Genomic DNA, 14,796 nt, shown 5'->3' on the forward strand with positions numbered 1-14,796 from the left:
ACGGCCGGGGACCTGCCCCGGCCGTTGAAAACAGGCCAAAAGCTCTTCAGCGTTCTAAGAGCCCATGCGCGCCCTGCCCGTCAACGTTTTCGATGGCGCCCGGCTCGCTTCAGCCAATGTTCGACTGGATGAACCAGAGCGACTTGTCGAGCATGTGGGAATAGGCGGTCAGCAGATCGGCGGTGCCGGCATCGCCGGCCTCGTCGCAGGCGTCGATCGCCTCGCGCACCTTGTTGCCGGCATCGGCATAGCGCTCGACCAGCGCTTGCAGATGGTCCTGAACCGAGACGATGTCGGTCGGGTAGGGTCCCAGCGAGCTCGCCTGCGCCGTGGTCTGGCTGGTGCCGAGCGCGATCCCGCCGAGCTGGGCGATGCGCTCGGCCACCGTATCGACATGAACGTCCAGCTCGCCGCGGAAGCCATCGAGCATGAGGTGGATGCCGATGAAGCCGGGGCCCTTGAGATTCCAGTGGGCCTGCTTGGTCAGCAGAGCCAGGTCGATCCCATCCGCCAGTCGCTCGTTCAGGATGCCGATCACCTTGGTCTTCGTGTTCGAGGCGAGGTCGATGCCGCTCGACTTCACAACCTTGTCGGAGCCTGCGGACCTGGCGGCGGCAGCGCGCGTTTTGTTCACAGTCGTGTTGCTCATGGATTTGGCCATCGCGGATATCCCCCGGAGCGAGTGATGGGCGGGCCGCCTTCAATCATCCTGCGCGCGACCCCGGCGGACGACCTCTTCTGGCCCCGCCGATCACGACTACGCGCCTGCGCTCGCGATGTTCCGATCGGATGCTGACTGCGGGGAACCTGTCAGGCCCGGTGCCGTTGACATCCGACACCTTTCAGAAAGCATCCCGAGGAGGGCTTCATGACTCATCACAGCGACCAGGACCGCGTCTGGGAACTCGTCGACTCGATCAAATTCGCCATGCTCGTGACCCATGACGGCCTGGGCGACGAGCTGCGCGCCCGCCCGATGCACGCCCATGCCGAGCGCGACGAGGACACGATCTACTTCCTGACCGACCGGCGCCATCACAAGGACGACGAGATCCAGGTCAACGACAATGTCTGCCTGGCTTTCGCCGATACCAGCGGGCACCAATATCTTTCGGTGACCGGCACCGCGAGTGTTTTCGACGACCGCGCGAAGGTCCATGATCTCTGGGACGCCAGCAACAAGGCGTTCTGGGACAGCGCGGACGATCCGAACATCCGCATCCTGCGCGTGCGCCCCAGCATGGCCGAATTCTGGGACAGCCCGGGCAAGATCGTCACCAGCGTCAAGATGGCGGCGGCGGCGCTGACGGGCGCCAAGCCCGACCTTGGCGAGAACCGCAAGGTCGCATTGTAAGGGGCTGAAACGATGAGACTTCTTGTAAATGCGCTCGGCGCTTATGTCGCCGTCCGTGCCGCCGAGGGGCAGTATTCCCGGCCGGTTGCCGTCGGTCTCGCGATGCTCGTCGCCCGCATGGGTCCGGGCGCAGTGGCGCTCACCCTCGCCGGTTATGGGCTGAAGCGGCTCGATGAGGCTGGCGCCTTCGACGAGTTCAAGCAGTCGCGGCGCCTCTCGCGCGGCAGCGCTCGCCTCGACGATAGCCGTGAGCCCGATTCGGCGGGGTCTGACGGTCCGGCGCCTGGCGCGCGGCGCGCGGCTGCCACGCAGAGCTGACCAAGGTTGACGATACAAAAGGCCGGCTCGAAGCCGGCCTTTGCTATTTTCGGGACCGCCTCGTTCAGCCGCGTCCGCCGCGCGCCACGCGCTCGATCTCGGCGCGCACGAGCCGCTCGACCATGCCCGGCAGGTTGTCGTCGAGCCAGCCCTTCAGCATCGGCTTCAGCATGTCTTTGACCAGGTCCTCGAGCGTGCGCGCATTGTTGCTCAGGACCGTGTTGGCGAGCTGACCGAACGCGCTGGTCACCGCCGAGCTGGTCTGATCCGACAGCAGCGAGGCCATGTCGATCGCCTGCGGGTTCGACGCGAAGACCGGGGCCGGGTCGGGCTCCGGGGCAGGCGGCGGGGGCGCCGGCATCGCGACGACGGGCGACGGAGCCGGATCGGCGAAATCGACATCGGATTCAAATTGCGGCTGCGGGGCCGGCTCAGGCTCGGGCATGACGGGCGGGGCCACGAACGCGGCCTCCGTGCCGAGGTCGAGCACATCATCGTCGATGGGCGCGGGCTCGGCAGCCGCCGCGGCAGCGGGCTCGGGCTCCGGCTCGGCAGCCGGAGCTGCCTCCTCGGGCTTGGCCTCGTCGTCGGATATGATCCGGCGGATGGAGGCGAGAATCTCCTCCATCGACGGTTCGTTGGGTTTCGCCTGCGCGTTCATGTCAGCCCGGACCGTTGGATCAGACGCGCGTCGATGGAATCAACGCCACTCCAAAGCGCAGTATTCCATGAGACTCGGGGCGCACAAGCAGCGCGAGAGGTCCCCCACAGGAGAAATCCGCGCTGTTGCAGGCTTGCCGCCGCGCGGGTCAGCGCCCGTCCGGCGTTTGCGTACCCCAGAGCAGGCCCTTGACCTGGTCGTAATGCTGGCGGGCATCGTAGGCCGCCGCCTTCAGTTTCAGCGTCTGCGCGGAGAGCCTGCCCATCGCCGACAGCACCGCATAGGAGGCGACGACGCGGTCGCGCTGCGCGCTGACCAGCGTAGAGCGCGCGCTCACCAGCGACTGCTGGGCGTTCAGCACGTCGAGCGTCGTCCGCTGGCCGACCTTGGCCTCCTCGCGCACGCCGGCCAGCGCCGTGGTCGCGGCCTCGACCTGGGCTTGCGCCGCGGTGATCTGCGCCTTGGCCGCTTCGAGACCGCCCCAGGCGGAGACCAGTGCCGCCCGCACCGTATCGCGCTGGGTATCGACCTCGATGCGCCGCTGGCCGGCCGTCTCCTTGGCCTGCCGCGTCGCGGCATAGACCTGGCCGCCTTCGTAGATCGGGATCGTCAGCGTGCCGACGATGCTCGCCGAAAGCCGGTTGTCGCCGTAGTACTGGCTGTCGTAACGCTGCTGCACCGAGCCGGTGACCCCCAGAACCGGGTAGAGGCTCGCCTCGGTCACCTTCACCTGCAGTTCGGCCGCATCGACGCCGTGGAGCGAGGCCACGATGGCGGGATGATTGACCAGTGCCTGTCCCAGCGCCGCCGGAAGCGACTTCGGCAACAGGTTCTCGACGGGCTTGGCCGGAGCGAGCTGGCGCGGCTCGGCGCCGATATTCTGCCGGTAGCGGGCGATGGACGTCTTCAGGTTGGATTCGGCGAGAATCGCCTGCGACTGCGAGGCCGCAAGGCTGGCCTCGGCCTGCGCCACGTCGGTGCGCGTCACTTCACCGACCTGGAAGCGGTCGCGCGTCTGGCGCAGCTGTTCCTCGAGCACCTCGACGTTGTTCCGGTTCAGCGTCAGGATCGCGGTGTCGCGCAGCACGTTCATATAGGAGGTGGCGGCGTCGAGCAGGACGTTCTGCTCGGTGTTGCGCAAAGTCGCCCTTGCGCCGAGCACCTGCGATTCGGACTGGCTCACCTGGGCCCGCGTCTTGCCCGAATCGAAGATGTTCTGGGTGATCTGGACACCGGCGCCGCGCGGGCCGAGCCGGGACGTCGCACTGGCATGATAGGGGGAGGACGCCGCACCGCCGGGGATCTCCGACTGGGTGATGCTGGCGCCGATATCGGCGGACGCCGTGATGCGGGGCCGGTAGCCGGACAGCGCCTGCGGCACGTTCTCGTCAATCGCGCGCACCGAGGCGCGCTGCGCGTTCAGGGTGGGATTGGCGCCATAGGCCCGCGCCAGCGCGGCATCCATGGTCTGCGCGCTCACGGCGCTCGACAATCCGGCCGCCATGACGATGGCGAGCACCGCCGTCACGCCAGATCCGAGCTTCTTCATATCGCTTCGTGTTTCCACTGGACGCCTCTCGTGCGCACTCAAAGTCGCGCCCAGGCATCGCCCCAGCCTCGGCAGAAGAAACAAACTCATACTCCGACCCGGCCCCACAGCCAACGCGCCGAGGGAAGCGGATCGGTTTCAGCCGGAGGGTGCCGCAAAAATGCGACACCTGCCGCGGCTCAGAAGGTGAAGGCCGCGGGCCGCCGAAACTCGGCGAGCTCGGGCGCGAACGCGTCGAACACGGTGCGGCCGGACACCGCGCCCATCGACTTCTGATAAAGCTTCACGCGCGCGGCGCGGCCGGCGCCCTCGATCACGATCAGGCGGCCCTCCTCCCGCAGCAGCGGGAACAGGGTCGACGGCTGAACTTCGCAGGCGCCGCTCACGAGAATCGCATCGCAGGAGGCTGGTGCGGGCGCCTTGTCGAGAATCGCGACCTCGCCCGCTCCGGCCGCGGCCAGCGCCGGCCCGGCGAGCTTGCGCGCCTCGGCATCCGGTTCCCAGAGCGACACCTTCGCGCCCATGCGCTGCATCAGGGCCGCGCCGTAGCCAGAACCGCCGCCATATTCCAGGACGTCCTCGCCCGGTTCCGGGTCGAGCGTCTGGATCATCCGCGCCACCACCATCGGCGCCATCAGCCCGCGGCTGGTGCCGGGCAGCGCGATCGGCTGGTCGAGATAGGCCAGGTGCGAGGCATTCCCGGGAACGAAGGCCTCGCGCGGGACCGAATCGGCCGCGGCGAGCACATCGCGATCCGTCACGTCATAGGTCCGCAACTGGCAATCGACCATGTTGCGGCGCAGCTCGATGAAAGCTTCCATGCCCGAATTCTCCGTCCACGGCGCGCGGGCCGGCGGTCCTGCCGCAGCAGCCCGGCCGGCGCCGTTCATGGCAGCTTTCTGTTCGAGTGCAGCGCAAAAGGCAAGCGCGCCTTCGCTCCGCACGCCGGATGCAGATCGGCAGCGATCGAGTGGCTGCAGCGATGCCGGAATTCGTCGGGTATTCGGGGTTTGTTTGGAGGCCTCGCCCGGAATCGAACCGGGGTGCAAGGATTTGCAGTCCTCTGCGTAACCACTCCGCCACGAGGCCTTCCGCGAGCGGCTCGGCCGTCTCGCGAGGACGCAATAACCACAAGCGGCAGCACGCCGCAAGACAGAAGCTGTGATTTGCGGCAGTGCACAGGCCGTCGCGAATTTGCCGGCGAAAGGGGGTTGCGCGGTCGGGCCTGCGCCGCTATTACCCCGCCACCGTTCCCGGATAGCTCAGCGGTAGAGCAATCGACTGTTAATCGATTGGTCGCAGGTTCGAATCCTGCTCCGGGAGCCAGCTCTTCAGAGCCATCGGCCCCCAGCGGCCTCGCCACTCAAATCATCGCAACCTGTCTTCCGAAGCCGCCGGGTCGCGCAGCGTGCCGCGCCGTTTTCATGGTGATCCGAAGCCCCTGCCGAAGGGTAGATCATCCTGAGCGTGCCCGGTTGGATGCGCGACGATCCGACGAGGCTCCATGACGCGCGCTCTGCACTGGTTCCGGGACGATCTGCGTCTCGCCGACAATCCTGCCCTGCTTGCGGCCGCGGGGGACGGGCCGGTGCTCTGCCTCTATATTCTGGACGAAGGTGGGAATCGCCGTTCGCTTGGCGGCGCGTCGCGCTGGTGGCTGTCGCGGTCGCTGAAGGCGCTCGCGGCGGCGCTGGAGGAGAAGGGCGGCGCGCTTATCCTGATGCGCGGCGACCCGCTGACGATCCTGCCGGCTTTGGTCGAATCGGCGCGAATCGCGCGCGTCACCTGGACCAGGCGCTACGACGCCGCCTCGGTGGCGCTCGACAAGGCCCTCAAGGAGACGCTGACCCGTGCGGGAATCGAGGTCCAGAGCTTCAACGGCAGCCTGCTCAACGAGCCCTGGGAGGTCACGAGCAAGGCCGGGCAGCCCATGAAGGTCTTCACGCCCTATTGGCGCGCCGCCCGCGAGCGCGGCGAGCCGGCGCGTCCCCTGCCCGCCCCTCGGACGATCGAGCGGCTCGCGCTGCCCGATTCTGCCGCGGGCGAAACGCTGGCGCTGGCAGACCTCCGGCTGGAGCCGCGCAGGCCGGACTGGGCCGGCGGCCTGCGCGAGGCGTGGACGCCCGGGGAGGCGGGCGCGGGCGCGCGGCTGGAAAGCTTCATCGGCAGCGGCCTCTCCGGCTATGCCGAGGATCGCAACCGCCCCGACCGCGAAAGCACCTCGCGCCTCTCCCCCCATCTGCGCTTCGGGGAGATCGGCCCCCGCCAGATCTGGCATGCGCTCGCCATGGCGCGGCAGGGCGGCGAGGCCGCGGGTTCGGACACTGACGCCGAGAAGTTCCTGTCGGAGCTGGGCTGGCGCGAATTCTCCTATCATCTCCTGTTCCACAACCCGGATCTCGCAAGCCGGAACTACGATTCCCGCTTCGACGCCTTCCCCTGGCATGACGATCCGGAGGCCCAGCGGCGCTGGCAGCGCGGGCAGACCGGCATTCCCCTGGTCGATGCCGGATTGCGGGAGCTCTGGACGACCGGATGGATGCACAACCGCGTGCGCATGGTGGTAGCCTCCTTCCTGATCAAGCATCTGCTGCAGGACTGGCGCGCGGGCGAGGCGTGGTTCTGGGACACGCTGGTCGATGCCGACCCCGCCAACAATGCCGCGAGCTGGCAGTGGGTCGCGGGGTCCGGCGCGGACGCAGCGCCCTATTTCCGGATCTTCAACCCGGTAACGCAGGGCGAGACCTGGGACCCGAAGGGCGCGTATGTCCGCCGCTGGGTGCCCGAGCTGGCGAAGCTCCCGCCGGGGCTGATTCACCAGCCCTGGAAGGCCAGCGCCGCGATGTTGCGGGAGGCAGGGATCGATCCGGGCAAAAGCTATCCGCAGCCGATGGTCGATCTCGGTCTCGGCCGGCAGCGAGCCCTCGACGCCTTCGCCGCGATCAAGGGCTCCTGACGACGAAAGCTGCGTCAGAGCCGCTTCGCCACCTGCCGCATCAGCGCGAAATAGATCGGATAGGGCAGAATGCGCAGGGCCTTGAGCAGCCAGGCCAGCCGGCGCGGGAAGGTGATCTCGAACCCGCCCCTGGCGAAGCCGTCGGCGATGCGGGTCGCGGCAGCGTCGACCTGCATCAGGAACGGCATCGAGAAGCCGTTGCGTTCGGTCATCGGCGTCTCGACGAAGCCGGGATTGACCACCTGCAGCACGATGCCCGCGCGCGCGCAGTCCTCGCGCAGCGATTCGCACAGATGGATCATCGCCGCCTTCGAGGCGCCATAGGCCGCCGATAGCGGCAGGCCGCGATAGCCGACGAGCGAGGCGGTGACGGCGATCTGCCCCCTGCCCCGCTTGCTCATGCGCGCCATGACGGGCGCCAGCGCGCGCACCACGCCGAAGATGTTGACCGTGAGCGTGGTTTCCGCCGCCGCGAGATCGAAGCCGGGCTTGCGCTCGCCCGCGCCCGACGCCACGCCGGCATTGAGGAAGGCCAGCGCGACGGGTCCGTGCACGGCCTCGATCGTCTCGACCAGTGCCGCCATGGCCACCGCGTCGGTGACGTCGCCGGCATGGGCCACGATCCGGCCCGGAAGGCCTTCCGAGGCCCGCGCCAGTTCCTCGAGCCGGTCGAGCCGCCGGGCGGTGGCGGCGACGGTCCAGCCGCGCCGCGCCAGCTCCAGCGCGACGGCGGCGCCGATCCCGGAGCTTGCGCCCGTGATCCAGGCGACGCCGTCCTGCGGCGTCATGCGTGGCTGCGCCATGTCGAACCCCCAGCCTCCTGCACTGCCCCATATAGAGAGCGCAGAGCTTGCGAAAAGATGTGCGGGACGCGGAGGCTGCCCTGCCCTGCGCATGGTAGCGCGGGCAGCGGCGTTCGGGCAGTCTCATCGCGAGATTCACCCGCTGACGAGACCGCGAGACGATGCCGACAGAGCTGCTCTTCCGCCAGGATGCCTATCTGCGGGAAACCGCCGCCACCGTGGAAGCGGTGAACGAGCGCGGCGGCATCATCCTCGACAGGACGGTATTCTACGCCACCGGCGGCGGCCAGCCCGGCGATGCCGGGACGTTGCGGCGCTCCGACGGCAGCGCGATCGCCATCGGGACCGCGGTCTACGATCCCGGGGACAAGAGCCGCATCCTGCATGTCCCGCTCGAGGGCCAGACTGCTCCGCAGCCGGGCGAGACCGTCACGGCCGTGCTCGATTGGGAGCGGCGGCTGAAGCGGATGAAGGTCCACACCGCCCTGCATCTGCTGAGCGTCGTCCTGCCCTACCCGGTCACCGGCGGCGCGATCGGCGACGGCGACGGGCGGCTCGACTTCGACATTCCCGAGGGCGGGCTCGACAAGGTCGAGCTGACGGAGAAGCTCAACGCGCTGGTGGCGCGCAACGCCGAGGTCTCCTGTCGCTGGATCAGCGACGAGGAGCTCGACGCCAATCCCGGCCTCGTCAAGACGATGTCGGTCAAGCCGCCGCGCGGCTCCGGGCGCATCCGCCTCGTCGCCATCGGCGACATCGACCTGCAGCCCTGCGGCGGCACCCATGTCGCGAACACCGCGGAGATCGGCCTTGTGGCGGTCACCGATATCGAGAAAAAGGGCAAGCAGAACCGGCGCGTGCGCATCGCGCTGGCCTGACGGGTTCGAGGACATCATGGCTCACGACGACGTTTTCGTTTCGACGGACTGGCTGGCGGCACGCCTCGACGCGCCCGATATCGTCGTGCTCGACGGCTCCTGGTACCTGCCGGCGCAGAACCGAGACGCGGCGGCCGAATATGCGGAGCGGCGTATTCCCGGCGCGGCGCGGTTCGACATCGACACGGTGAAGGACACCGCCTCCGACCTGCCCCACATGCTGCCGCGCCCGGAGGCCTTTGCCGCCGCAGTCGGCGCCATGGGGATCGGCGACGGCATGCGCATCGTCGTCTATGACGGGCCGGGCCTGTTCTCGGCGCCGCGCGTCCGCTGGACCTTCCGCACTTTCGGCGCCCGCGATGTCGTGATCCTGGACGGCGGTTTCGCCAAGTGGGAGGCTGAAGGGCGCCTGGTCGAACAGGGTTCGCCGCGCGCCCGTGCCGCCCGCAGCTTCACCGCCCGGCTAGACCATTCCGCCGTCGCCAGTGCCGATGACGTGTCGCGCGCGCTCGCCTCGGGCGGGGCGCAAATCGTCGATGCCCGCCCGGCCGACCGCTTTCGCGGAGAGGCGCCGGAACCACGTGCCGGCGTCCGCTCCGGCCATATGCCGGGCGCGCTCAACGTGCCGGCGACGGCGCTGGTCGAGAACGGGCGGCTGAAGGACCCGCAGGCGATCGCCGCTGCCTTCGCGGAGGCCGGCACCGATCTCGACCGGCCGGTGATCACGAGTTGCGGCTCGGGCGTCACCGCCGCGATCCTGGCGACGGCACTGGAATCGATCGGCAAGCCGGTGCGGGCGCTCTATGACGGATCGTGGAGCGAATGGGGCGCCAGCGACCGCCCGATCGTCACGGGGCCTGCGAAGGCGGGGTGACCGGCCGGCCTCAGGCGGCCGGCTTCGCCCGGTAGGCGAAATATCGCCCGTCGGGCACGCCGTCCGGCAGCGGGACGCCGCTCAGGACGGGATGAGCCAGCGCCCAGCCGCTGACCACGAGCGCATTCGGCCGCGCAAGCGCGACGATCTGCTCCGGCAACCACGCGAACAGCACCGCGTCCCGCTCGGGCACTCCGGTCGTAACGTCGGCGTGGATCAGCGCCGCCTCCGCCGGGTGGCGCGCGGCGAAGGCCGGCAGCGTCTGCGCCATGTCGCCGATGACCAGCCTGTCCACCGGCGGCATGGATTTCGGGTTGGGGCTCGGGTTCTTCTCGAAGACATGGATGTCCCGTCCGGGCAGCTTTTCGCGCAGATGGTCGTAGGTGCGCCCGTTGCCGAGGCCCAGTTCGAGCACGATGCCCTCGACGTCGCGCAGGCTCGACGCGGCCCAGTCGAGTACGAGGCGCTGGGCTTCCAGGCGGCGAATGAAGCTGTCGAGACGGCTCACGGAACGCTCCTTGGACATGGCGTGGCGGGGGGCTGCCGCGTCTGACCATGCCTCGCCCCCCGAGGCAATGCGACCGGCTGGTCGCCGGTGCGACGTCTTTGCCTAAAGTCGTAGGAATTCCAGGTTGCTCGCGGTGCGTGCGTGATGGCGCAATGACAGCTTACACAATCGACGCGCCAGCGGCCGAGAGAGCCGCAAAGCGCGCGCAAGGGAGAGCGCCCATGACGACGACACGCCGCGCGGCGATTGCCGCGATCGCCGGCCTTGCGACCCTCGCCTGCGGGCCGGTGCTGGCCCAATCCTGGCCGCAGCGCCCGGTCACCTTCATCGTCCCCTTCCCGGGCGGGGGCGGGACGGACGCCTTCGCCCGTCCGCTCGCGGCGGCGCTCGACCCGCTGCTGGGACAGCGCGTGATCATCGAGAATCGCGGCGGCGCCGGCGGGACGGTGGGCGCCACGGCTGCCTCCAAGGCGGCCCCGGACGGGTACACCTTCTTCGTCGGAGCCGCGCATCACGCGATCGCGCCGGCGCTCTATCCGAAGCTCGAATACAATATCGAGACCGACTTCATCCCGATCGCGCTCGTCGCCGTGCCGCCGCAGGTCGTGGTGGTCAATCCCAAGGTGCCCGCCAACAGCCTCGCGGAGCTGATCGACTATGCCCGCAAGAATCCGGACAAGCTGAACTACGCCTCGGCCGGTGCCGGGACGACGCATCATCTCGCCGGCGAGCTCTTCCAGCTTCAGACGAAGACCAAGCTGACCCATGTGCCCTATCGCGGGGCGGGCCCGGCGCTGCAGGACGTCGTCGCCGGGCAGGTCGACCTGCTGTTCGACGGGCTCGGCTCCTCGGCGCCGCAGATCCAGACCGAAAGACTGCGCGGGCTCGCGGTGGCCGCCGCGACCCGCTCCGACGCGATCCCCAATGTGCCGACCGCGAAGGAGGCGGGGCTCGACCAGTTCGAGGTCGCGACCTGGTATGCGCTCTTCGCCGTGAAGGGCACGCCGCCTGATGTCGTGGCGCGGATGCGCAGCGAGGTGGGCAAGGCCCTGAAGACGCAGATGATCGTCGACGCCTGGAAGAAGAACGGGTCCCCGATCCCCGACATGGCCGGGGAGCAGCTCGGCCAGTTCGTCAAGGCCGAGGTCGTGCGCTGGGGGACCGTGGTGAAGGACGCACAGGTGAAGCTGGACTGACGCCGGCGGCACCGCGCGTCAGGCTTCGAGCCCGTCCGGCTCCGCCTCGCCGTCGATGACGGCGCGTGCCAGGGCCGGAGCGAAGCCGGCCCTGGCAAGTGCCGCGATCTCCTTCTGCCGGTCGAAAGGCCGGTCGGGGCGGCGCCAGGGGCCGAGGCGCTTGCGCCGGGCTGCGATGCGGGCGGCGGCCAGTTCCACATCCTCCCCGCCTTCCGCGGATCGGGCCGCGAGATCGCGTGCGATCCCCTTGGCAGCGAGCTTGGCGGCTACCGCCCTGCCCGACTGGCCCTTGCGCCGCAGGCTCGCCGCGCGTGCCTCGGCAAAGCGCGTATCGTCGACAAGGCCTGAAGCGACGCAGCGCGCGACCACCGTGTCCCGCATGCCGGCGAAGGCGGCGGGGTCCTGCTCGTGATGCCGGCAGCTCGCGACGATCTTGCGCTGCAGGACGCGGCGCAATTGTTCGGCCGGGGCGGAATAGCGCTCGAGATAGTACATCGCTGCGCGCCGCAGGTAGTCGGCGCTGACGCGCCGCGGCACCCGGCGCGGCTTGGCTGCTGCGTCCATCAATCCGACACCGGCCGCGCACGGCCCGCCTTGACGCCGGAGCGCTTCTCCTTGGAGGCGAGCCTGCGTTCCTTCGAGGCCTTGGTCGGCTTCGTCGCGCGGCGTATTTCCGGCCGCACCGCCGCTTGCCGGATGAGCTCCACCAGCCGCTCCACCGCCTCCTCGCGGTTGCGCTTCTGGCTGCGATGCGCCTGCGCCACGATGACGATCACGCCGTCCTGCGTCAGGCGGCTGCCGGCGATCTTCATCAGGCGGATCGCGACATCGTTGGGCAGCGATCTCGAGCGGCGCGCGTCGAAGCGGATCTGCACGGCGCTCGACACCTTGTTGACGTGCTGCCCTCCGGGACCGGAGGCGCGCACGAAGCTCTCCTCGATCTCGCTCTCGTCGATCGCAATGGACGGGGTGGCTTGAATCATGGGAGGGAGGTTACCGCAGTTCACGGAGTTTCGCAGCGTTGCAGCCCTCTCGCGACATCGCCCGTCTGATCGAGATCATGGCGGCCCTGCGGACGCCCGGCACGGGCTGCCCCTGGGATCTGGAGCAGGATTTCGCCTCCGTCGCGCCCTATACGATCGAGGAGGCCTATGAGGTCGCCGATGCGATCGCCCGCGGGGATTTGCTCGACCTGAAGGACGAGCTCGGCGATCTGCTGCTGCAGGTGGTGTTCCATGCCCGGATGGCGGAGGAGGAAGGCGCCTTCGCCTTCCCGGACGTTGTCGAGGCCATCACGTCCAAGCTGGTGCGCCGCCATCCGCATGTCTTTGGCAACACGCGCGATTTGACGCCGGCCGAGGTCAAGACGCTCTGGCACCGGATCAAGCTCGACGAGAAAGCCGCCAAGGCCGCCATGCGCGCCGAGGCCGGCCTGCCGCCAAAGGACGAGGACAGGAGCGTCCTCTCCGGCGTGCCCTTCACCCTGCCGGCGCTGACCCGCGCCTGGAAGCTCCAGACGCGCGCCTCCAGCGTCGGGTTCGACTGGAACGATGCAAGGCTGGTGCTCGACAAGATCAAGGAGGAGGTCGCCGAGGTCGATGAGGCTCTGGCGAGCGGCGACAAGGCCGCGATGCGGGAGGAGGTCGGCGACCTGCTCTTCGCCGTCGCCAACCTCGCGCGACACCTCGACGCCGATCCGGAAGGCGCTTTGTCGGCCGCGAATACGAAATTCGAGCGGCGCTTCAAGGGGGTCGAAGCGGCGCTGGAAGCCGAGGGCCGGACGGCGAAGGAGGCCAGCCTCGACGAGATGGAAGCGCTCTGGCGGGCGGTGAAGAAGGCCGAGAAAGCGGGCGGCTGAATCATCGGCGTCATGGTCGGGCTTGACCCGACCCTCTCGGAAACGGCCAGGAGCCTCGCCTGCCGGAGATTCTCGGGTCTGCGCTTCGCTTGCCCGAGAATGACGGCACCTGAATCAGCCCTGCCGCTGAGCCCCTTCGAAACGCGCGCCGAACGCCCCTTCCCGCTCCGGCGGCAGGCGCACCAGCAGGCTCAGCCGGCCATCCGCCGCATCTTGCCGCTCGAGGATTTCGCCATTGGCGTGCAGCCAGGCGAGGGACTTGCCGTCGCCGGCTTCCAGCTCCAGCCGGTAGACCGGGCGGCTCCTGGCGATCCGATGCTCGATGCCTCGCGTCAGCCGCTCCATGCCCTCGCCCGTCAGGGCGGAGACGAGAACGGGGCGCGTTTCGGCGGGGCGATGCGCGGCGACTTCGAGCTGGCGCTCGCGCTCCGCGGGGTCGAGCAGATCCGCCTTGTTCCAGACCTCGATCACGCGCTGGCCGTCATCGGGGTTGATGCCGAGATCGCGCAGGATCGCCTGCACATCGGCGGCCTGGGCCTGCGTATCCTCATGCGAGACGTCGCGGACATGCAGCAGCACGTCGGCCTCGATCGCATCCTCCAACGTGGCGCGGAAGGCGGCGACGAGCTGGGTCGGCAGGTCCGAGATGAAGCCGACCGTGTCGGAAAGCATGATGCGGGCGCCATGCGGCAGCTTGATCGCGCGCGCCGTCGGGTCGAGCGTCGCGAAGAGCATGTCCTGAGCCAGCACCTCGGCCGAGGTCAGGCGGTTGAACAGCGTCGACTTGCCGGCGTTGGTGTAGCCGACCAGCGCGACGATCGGATAGGGCACGCGCTTGCGGCTGGCGCGATGCAGCGAGCGGGTGCGCTTCACCTGCTCCAGATCGCGCTCGATCTTGGTCATCCGCTCCTGGATGATGCGGCGGTCCGCCTCGATCTGGGTTTCGCCCGGGCCGCCGAGGAAGCCGAAGCCGCCGCGCTGGCGCTCCAGATGGGTCCATGAGCGGACGAGCCGGCTCTTCTGGTAGTTCAGATGGGCGAGCTCGACCTGCAGCGCGCCTTCCTTGGTGCGCGCCCGCCGGCCGAAGATTTCGAGGATCAGGCCGGTGCGGTCGATGACCTTGCAGCCGAAAGCCTTTTCGAGATTGCGCTGCTGCACCGGCGAAAGCGCGCAGTCCATCACGACGAGGCCGATCTCCTCGATGTTGATGCGCTCGGCCAGCTCCTCGACCTTGCCCTTGCCGAGATAGGTCGCGGGGCGCAGCGCGGTCAGCAGCACCTGCACCGGCTCGACCACGGTGAGGTCGATCGCGGCGGCAAGGCCGACAGCCTCGTCCAGACGCGCTGCGAAGGAGCGCTGGTTGCTGTCGGCCGCGACGCCGCGTTTCTGGAGATAGGGGCCGACGACATAGGCGCGGGTGTTCGCCGCGATATCGCGTTCGATCTCGTCGAGCGGCTTGGGGCCTGAGACCCGCGTCGCCGCCCGATCCTGGTCGTCCTTGTGGCTTTTCGCCAAAATCAGGTCTTGTCCGTTTCCTCGGGCTCGAACAGCTGCACCGGATGGCCGGGCATGATGGTCGAGATGGCATGCTTGTAGACGAGCTGGGAGTGCCCGTCACGCCGCAGCAGCACACAGAAATTGTCGAACCAGGTGACGACGCCCTGCAGCTTCACGCCGTTGACGAGGAAGATCGTGAGCGGAATCTTTTGCTTGCGGACGTGGTTGAGGAACGTGTCCTGGAGGTTTTGAGCCCGTTCGGCAGCCATGGGTAGTCCCTTTTGTTGGGATCGCCGATCGGATTGAAACCCGCGATCCAGTTCGTTCCGTTCGCGCATCGCGGG

General features: G+C 68.7%; 17 protein-coding genes and 2 tRNA genes. 8 read left to right on the forward strand and 11 right to left on the reverse strand.

The genetic code is table 11. The features are described 5' to 3' along the window. Positions 1–109 precede the first annotated feature (109 nt). Entirely contained in the window at positions 110–649 is a 540-nt protein-coding gene (gene dps / locus BW981_RS08410; protein WP_076438371.1) for a DNA starvation/stationary phase protection protein Dps, read from the reverse strand. A 219-nt stretch (positions 650–868) separates the two neighbouring features. On the opposite strand from dps, the gene BW981_RS08415 reads away from it, so the two are divergent. Both BW981_RS08415 and BW981_RS08420 read left to right on the forward strand, forming a co-directional pair. Then, positions 869–1,354 carry a pyridoxamine 5'-phosphate oxidase family protein gene (locus BW981_RS08415; protein ID WP_076438080.1) on the forward strand — a complete coding sequence of 162 codons (486 nt, stop codon included), beginning with the start codon at positions 869–871 and terminating at the stop codon, positions 1,352–1,354. A 12-nt stretch (positions 1,355–1,366) separates the two neighbouring features. Next, positions 1,367–1,672: a hypothetical protein gene (locus BW981_RS08420; protein WP_076438081.1), complete on the forward strand. Its 306-nt coding sequence runs from the start codon at positions 1,367–1,369 to the stop codon at positions 1,670–1,672. 64 nt (positions 1,673–1,736) lie between these two features. Here BW981_RS08420 and BW981_RS23615 read toward each other — a convergent pair whose 3' ends face one another. The 4 genes from BW981_RS23615 to BW981_RS08440 all read right to left on the reverse strand — a co-directional run bounded on the left by BW981_RS23615 (position 1,737) and on the right by BW981_RS08440 (position 4,971). Continuing rightward, entirely contained in the window at positions 1,737–2,333 is a 597-nt protein-coding gene (locus tag BW981_RS23615; RefSeq protein WP_076438083.1) for a PopZ family protein, read from the reverse strand. 148 nt (positions 2,334–2,481) lie between these two features. After that, complete coding sequence (locus BW981_RS08430; RefSeq protein ID WP_076438084.1) at positions 2,482–3,882, reverse strand: TolC family outer membrane protein; 1,401 nt, start codon at positions 3,880–3,882, stop codon at positions 2,482–2,484. Between the two features lie 179 nt (positions 3,883–4,061). Continuing rightward, positions 4,062–4,931 (reverse strand): protein-L-isoaspartate O-methyltransferase family protein, encoded by an 870-nt coding sequence (locus BW981_RS08435; protein WP_139333684.1) that lies wholly within the window; start codon positions 4,929–4,931, stop codon positions 4,062–4,064. Further along, a tRNA-Cys gene (locus tag BW981_RS08440) sits at positions 4,898–4,971 on the reverse strand. Before BW981_RS08440 ends, BW981_RS08435 begins: the two co-directional genes overlap by 34 nt. Positions 4,972–5,133: 162 nt before the next feature. On the opposite strand from BW981_RS08440, the gene BW981_RS08445 reads away from it, so the two are divergent. Together BW981_RS08445 and BW981_RS08450 are read left to right on the forward strand one after the other, a co-directional pair. Further along, positions 5,134–5,208, forward strand: a tRNA-Asn gene (locus BW981_RS08445). Positions 5,209–5,386: 178 nt separating this feature from the next. Further along, a complete protein-coding gene (locus tag BW981_RS08450; protein ID WP_076438086.1) occupies positions 5,387–6,838 on the forward strand; it encodes a cryptochrome/photolyase family protein in 1,452 nt (483 codons plus the stop codon). A 14-nt stretch (positions 6,839–6,852) separates the two neighbouring features. Here the strand turns inward: BW981_RS08450 and BW981_RS08455 are convergent, their stop codons facing one another. Further along, entirely contained in the window at positions 6,853–7,641 is a 789-nt protein-coding gene (locus tag BW981_RS08455) for an SDR family NAD(P)-dependent oxidoreductase (RefSeq protein WP_076438088.1), read from the reverse strand. Between the two features lie 161 nt (positions 7,642–7,802). Here BW981_RS08455 and BW981_RS08460 point away from each other — a divergent pair, with 161 nt between their 5' ends. Both BW981_RS08460 and sseA read left to right on the forward strand, forming a co-directional pair. Continuing rightward, on the forward strand, positions 7,803–8,519 hold the full coding sequence (locus BW981_RS08460; RefSeq protein WP_076438090.1) for an alanyl-tRNA editing protein: 717 nt from the start codon (positions 7,803–7,805) through the stop codon (positions 8,517–8,519). Positions 8,520–8,535: 16 nt separating this feature from the next. Next, positions 8,536–9,393 carry a 3-mercaptopyruvate sulfurtransferase gene (gene sseA / locus BW981_RS08465; protein WP_076438092.1) on the forward strand — a complete coding sequence of 286 codons (858 nt, stop codon included), beginning with the start codon at positions 8,536–8,538 and terminating at the stop codon, positions 9,391–9,393. A gap of 10 nt (positions 9,394–9,403) precedes the next feature. Here sseA and BW981_RS08470 read toward each other — a convergent pair whose 3' ends face one another. Next, on the reverse strand, positions 9,404–9,901 hold the full coding sequence (locus BW981_RS08470; RefSeq protein WP_076438374.1) for a class I SAM-dependent methyltransferase: 498 nt from the start codon (positions 9,899–9,901) through the stop codon (positions 9,404–9,406). A 221-nt stretch (positions 9,902–10,122) separates the two neighbouring features. Here BW981_RS08470 and BW981_RS08475 point away from each other — a divergent pair, with 221 nt between their 5' ends. Beyond that, the gene (locus tag BW981_RS08475; protein WP_076438095.1) at positions 10,123–11,097 is read left to right on the forward strand and encodes a Bug family tripartite tricarboxylate transporter substrate binding protein; all 975 of its coding nucleotides are present in this window, start codon (positions 10,123–10,125) and stop codon (positions 11,095–11,097) included. 18 nt (positions 11,098–11,115) lie between these two features. Here BW981_RS08475 and BW981_RS08480 read toward each other — a convergent pair whose 3' ends face one another. Together BW981_RS08480 and arfB are read right to left on the reverse strand one after the other, a co-directional pair. Continuing rightward, on the reverse strand, positions 11,116–11,661 hold the full coding sequence (locus tag BW981_RS08480) for a regulatory protein RecX (protein WP_076438097.1): 546 nt from the start codon (positions 11,659–11,661) through the stop codon (positions 11,116–11,118). After that, positions 11,661–12,080 carry an alternative ribosome rescue aminoacyl-tRNA hydrolase ArfB gene (gene arfB, locus BW981_RS08485; RefSeq protein WP_076438098.1) on the reverse strand — a complete coding sequence of 140 codons (420 nt, stop codon included), beginning with the start codon at positions 12,078–12,080 and terminating at the stop codon, positions 11,661–11,663. The genes BW981_RS08480 and arfB overlap by 1 nt, the downstream gene beginning before the upstream one ends. A gap of 38 nt (positions 12,081–12,118) precedes the next feature. Here arfB and mazG point away from each other — a divergent pair, with 38 nt between their 5' ends. After that, positions 12,119–12,955: a nucleoside triphosphate pyrophosphohydrolase gene (mazG, locus tag BW981_RS08490; RefSeq protein WP_076438100.1), complete on the forward strand. Its 837-nt coding sequence runs from the start codon at positions 12,119–12,121 to the stop codon at positions 12,953–12,955. 114 nt (positions 12,956–13,069) lie between these two features. Here the strand turns inward: mazG and hflX are convergent, their stop codons facing one another. After that, entirely contained in the window at positions 13,070–14,398 is a 1,329-nt protein-coding gene (gene hflX, locus BW981_RS08495) for a GTPase HflX (protein WP_076438376.1), read from the reverse strand. A 74-nt stretch (positions 14,399–14,472) separates the two neighbouring features. Further along, positions 14,473–14,721: an RNA chaperone Hfq gene (hfq, locus tag BW981_RS08500; RefSeq protein ID WP_076438102.1), complete on the reverse strand. Its 249-nt coding sequence runs from the start codon at positions 14,719–14,721 to the stop codon at positions 14,473–14,475. Between the last annotated feature and the right edge of the window lie 75 nt (positions 14,722–14,796).

The sequence above is a fragment of the Allobosea sp. TND4EK4 genome (genome assembly GCF_900156025.1).
Taxonomy (GTDB): domain Bacteria; phylum Pseudomonadota; class Alphaproteobacteria; order Rhizobiales; family Beijerinckiaceae; genus Allobosea.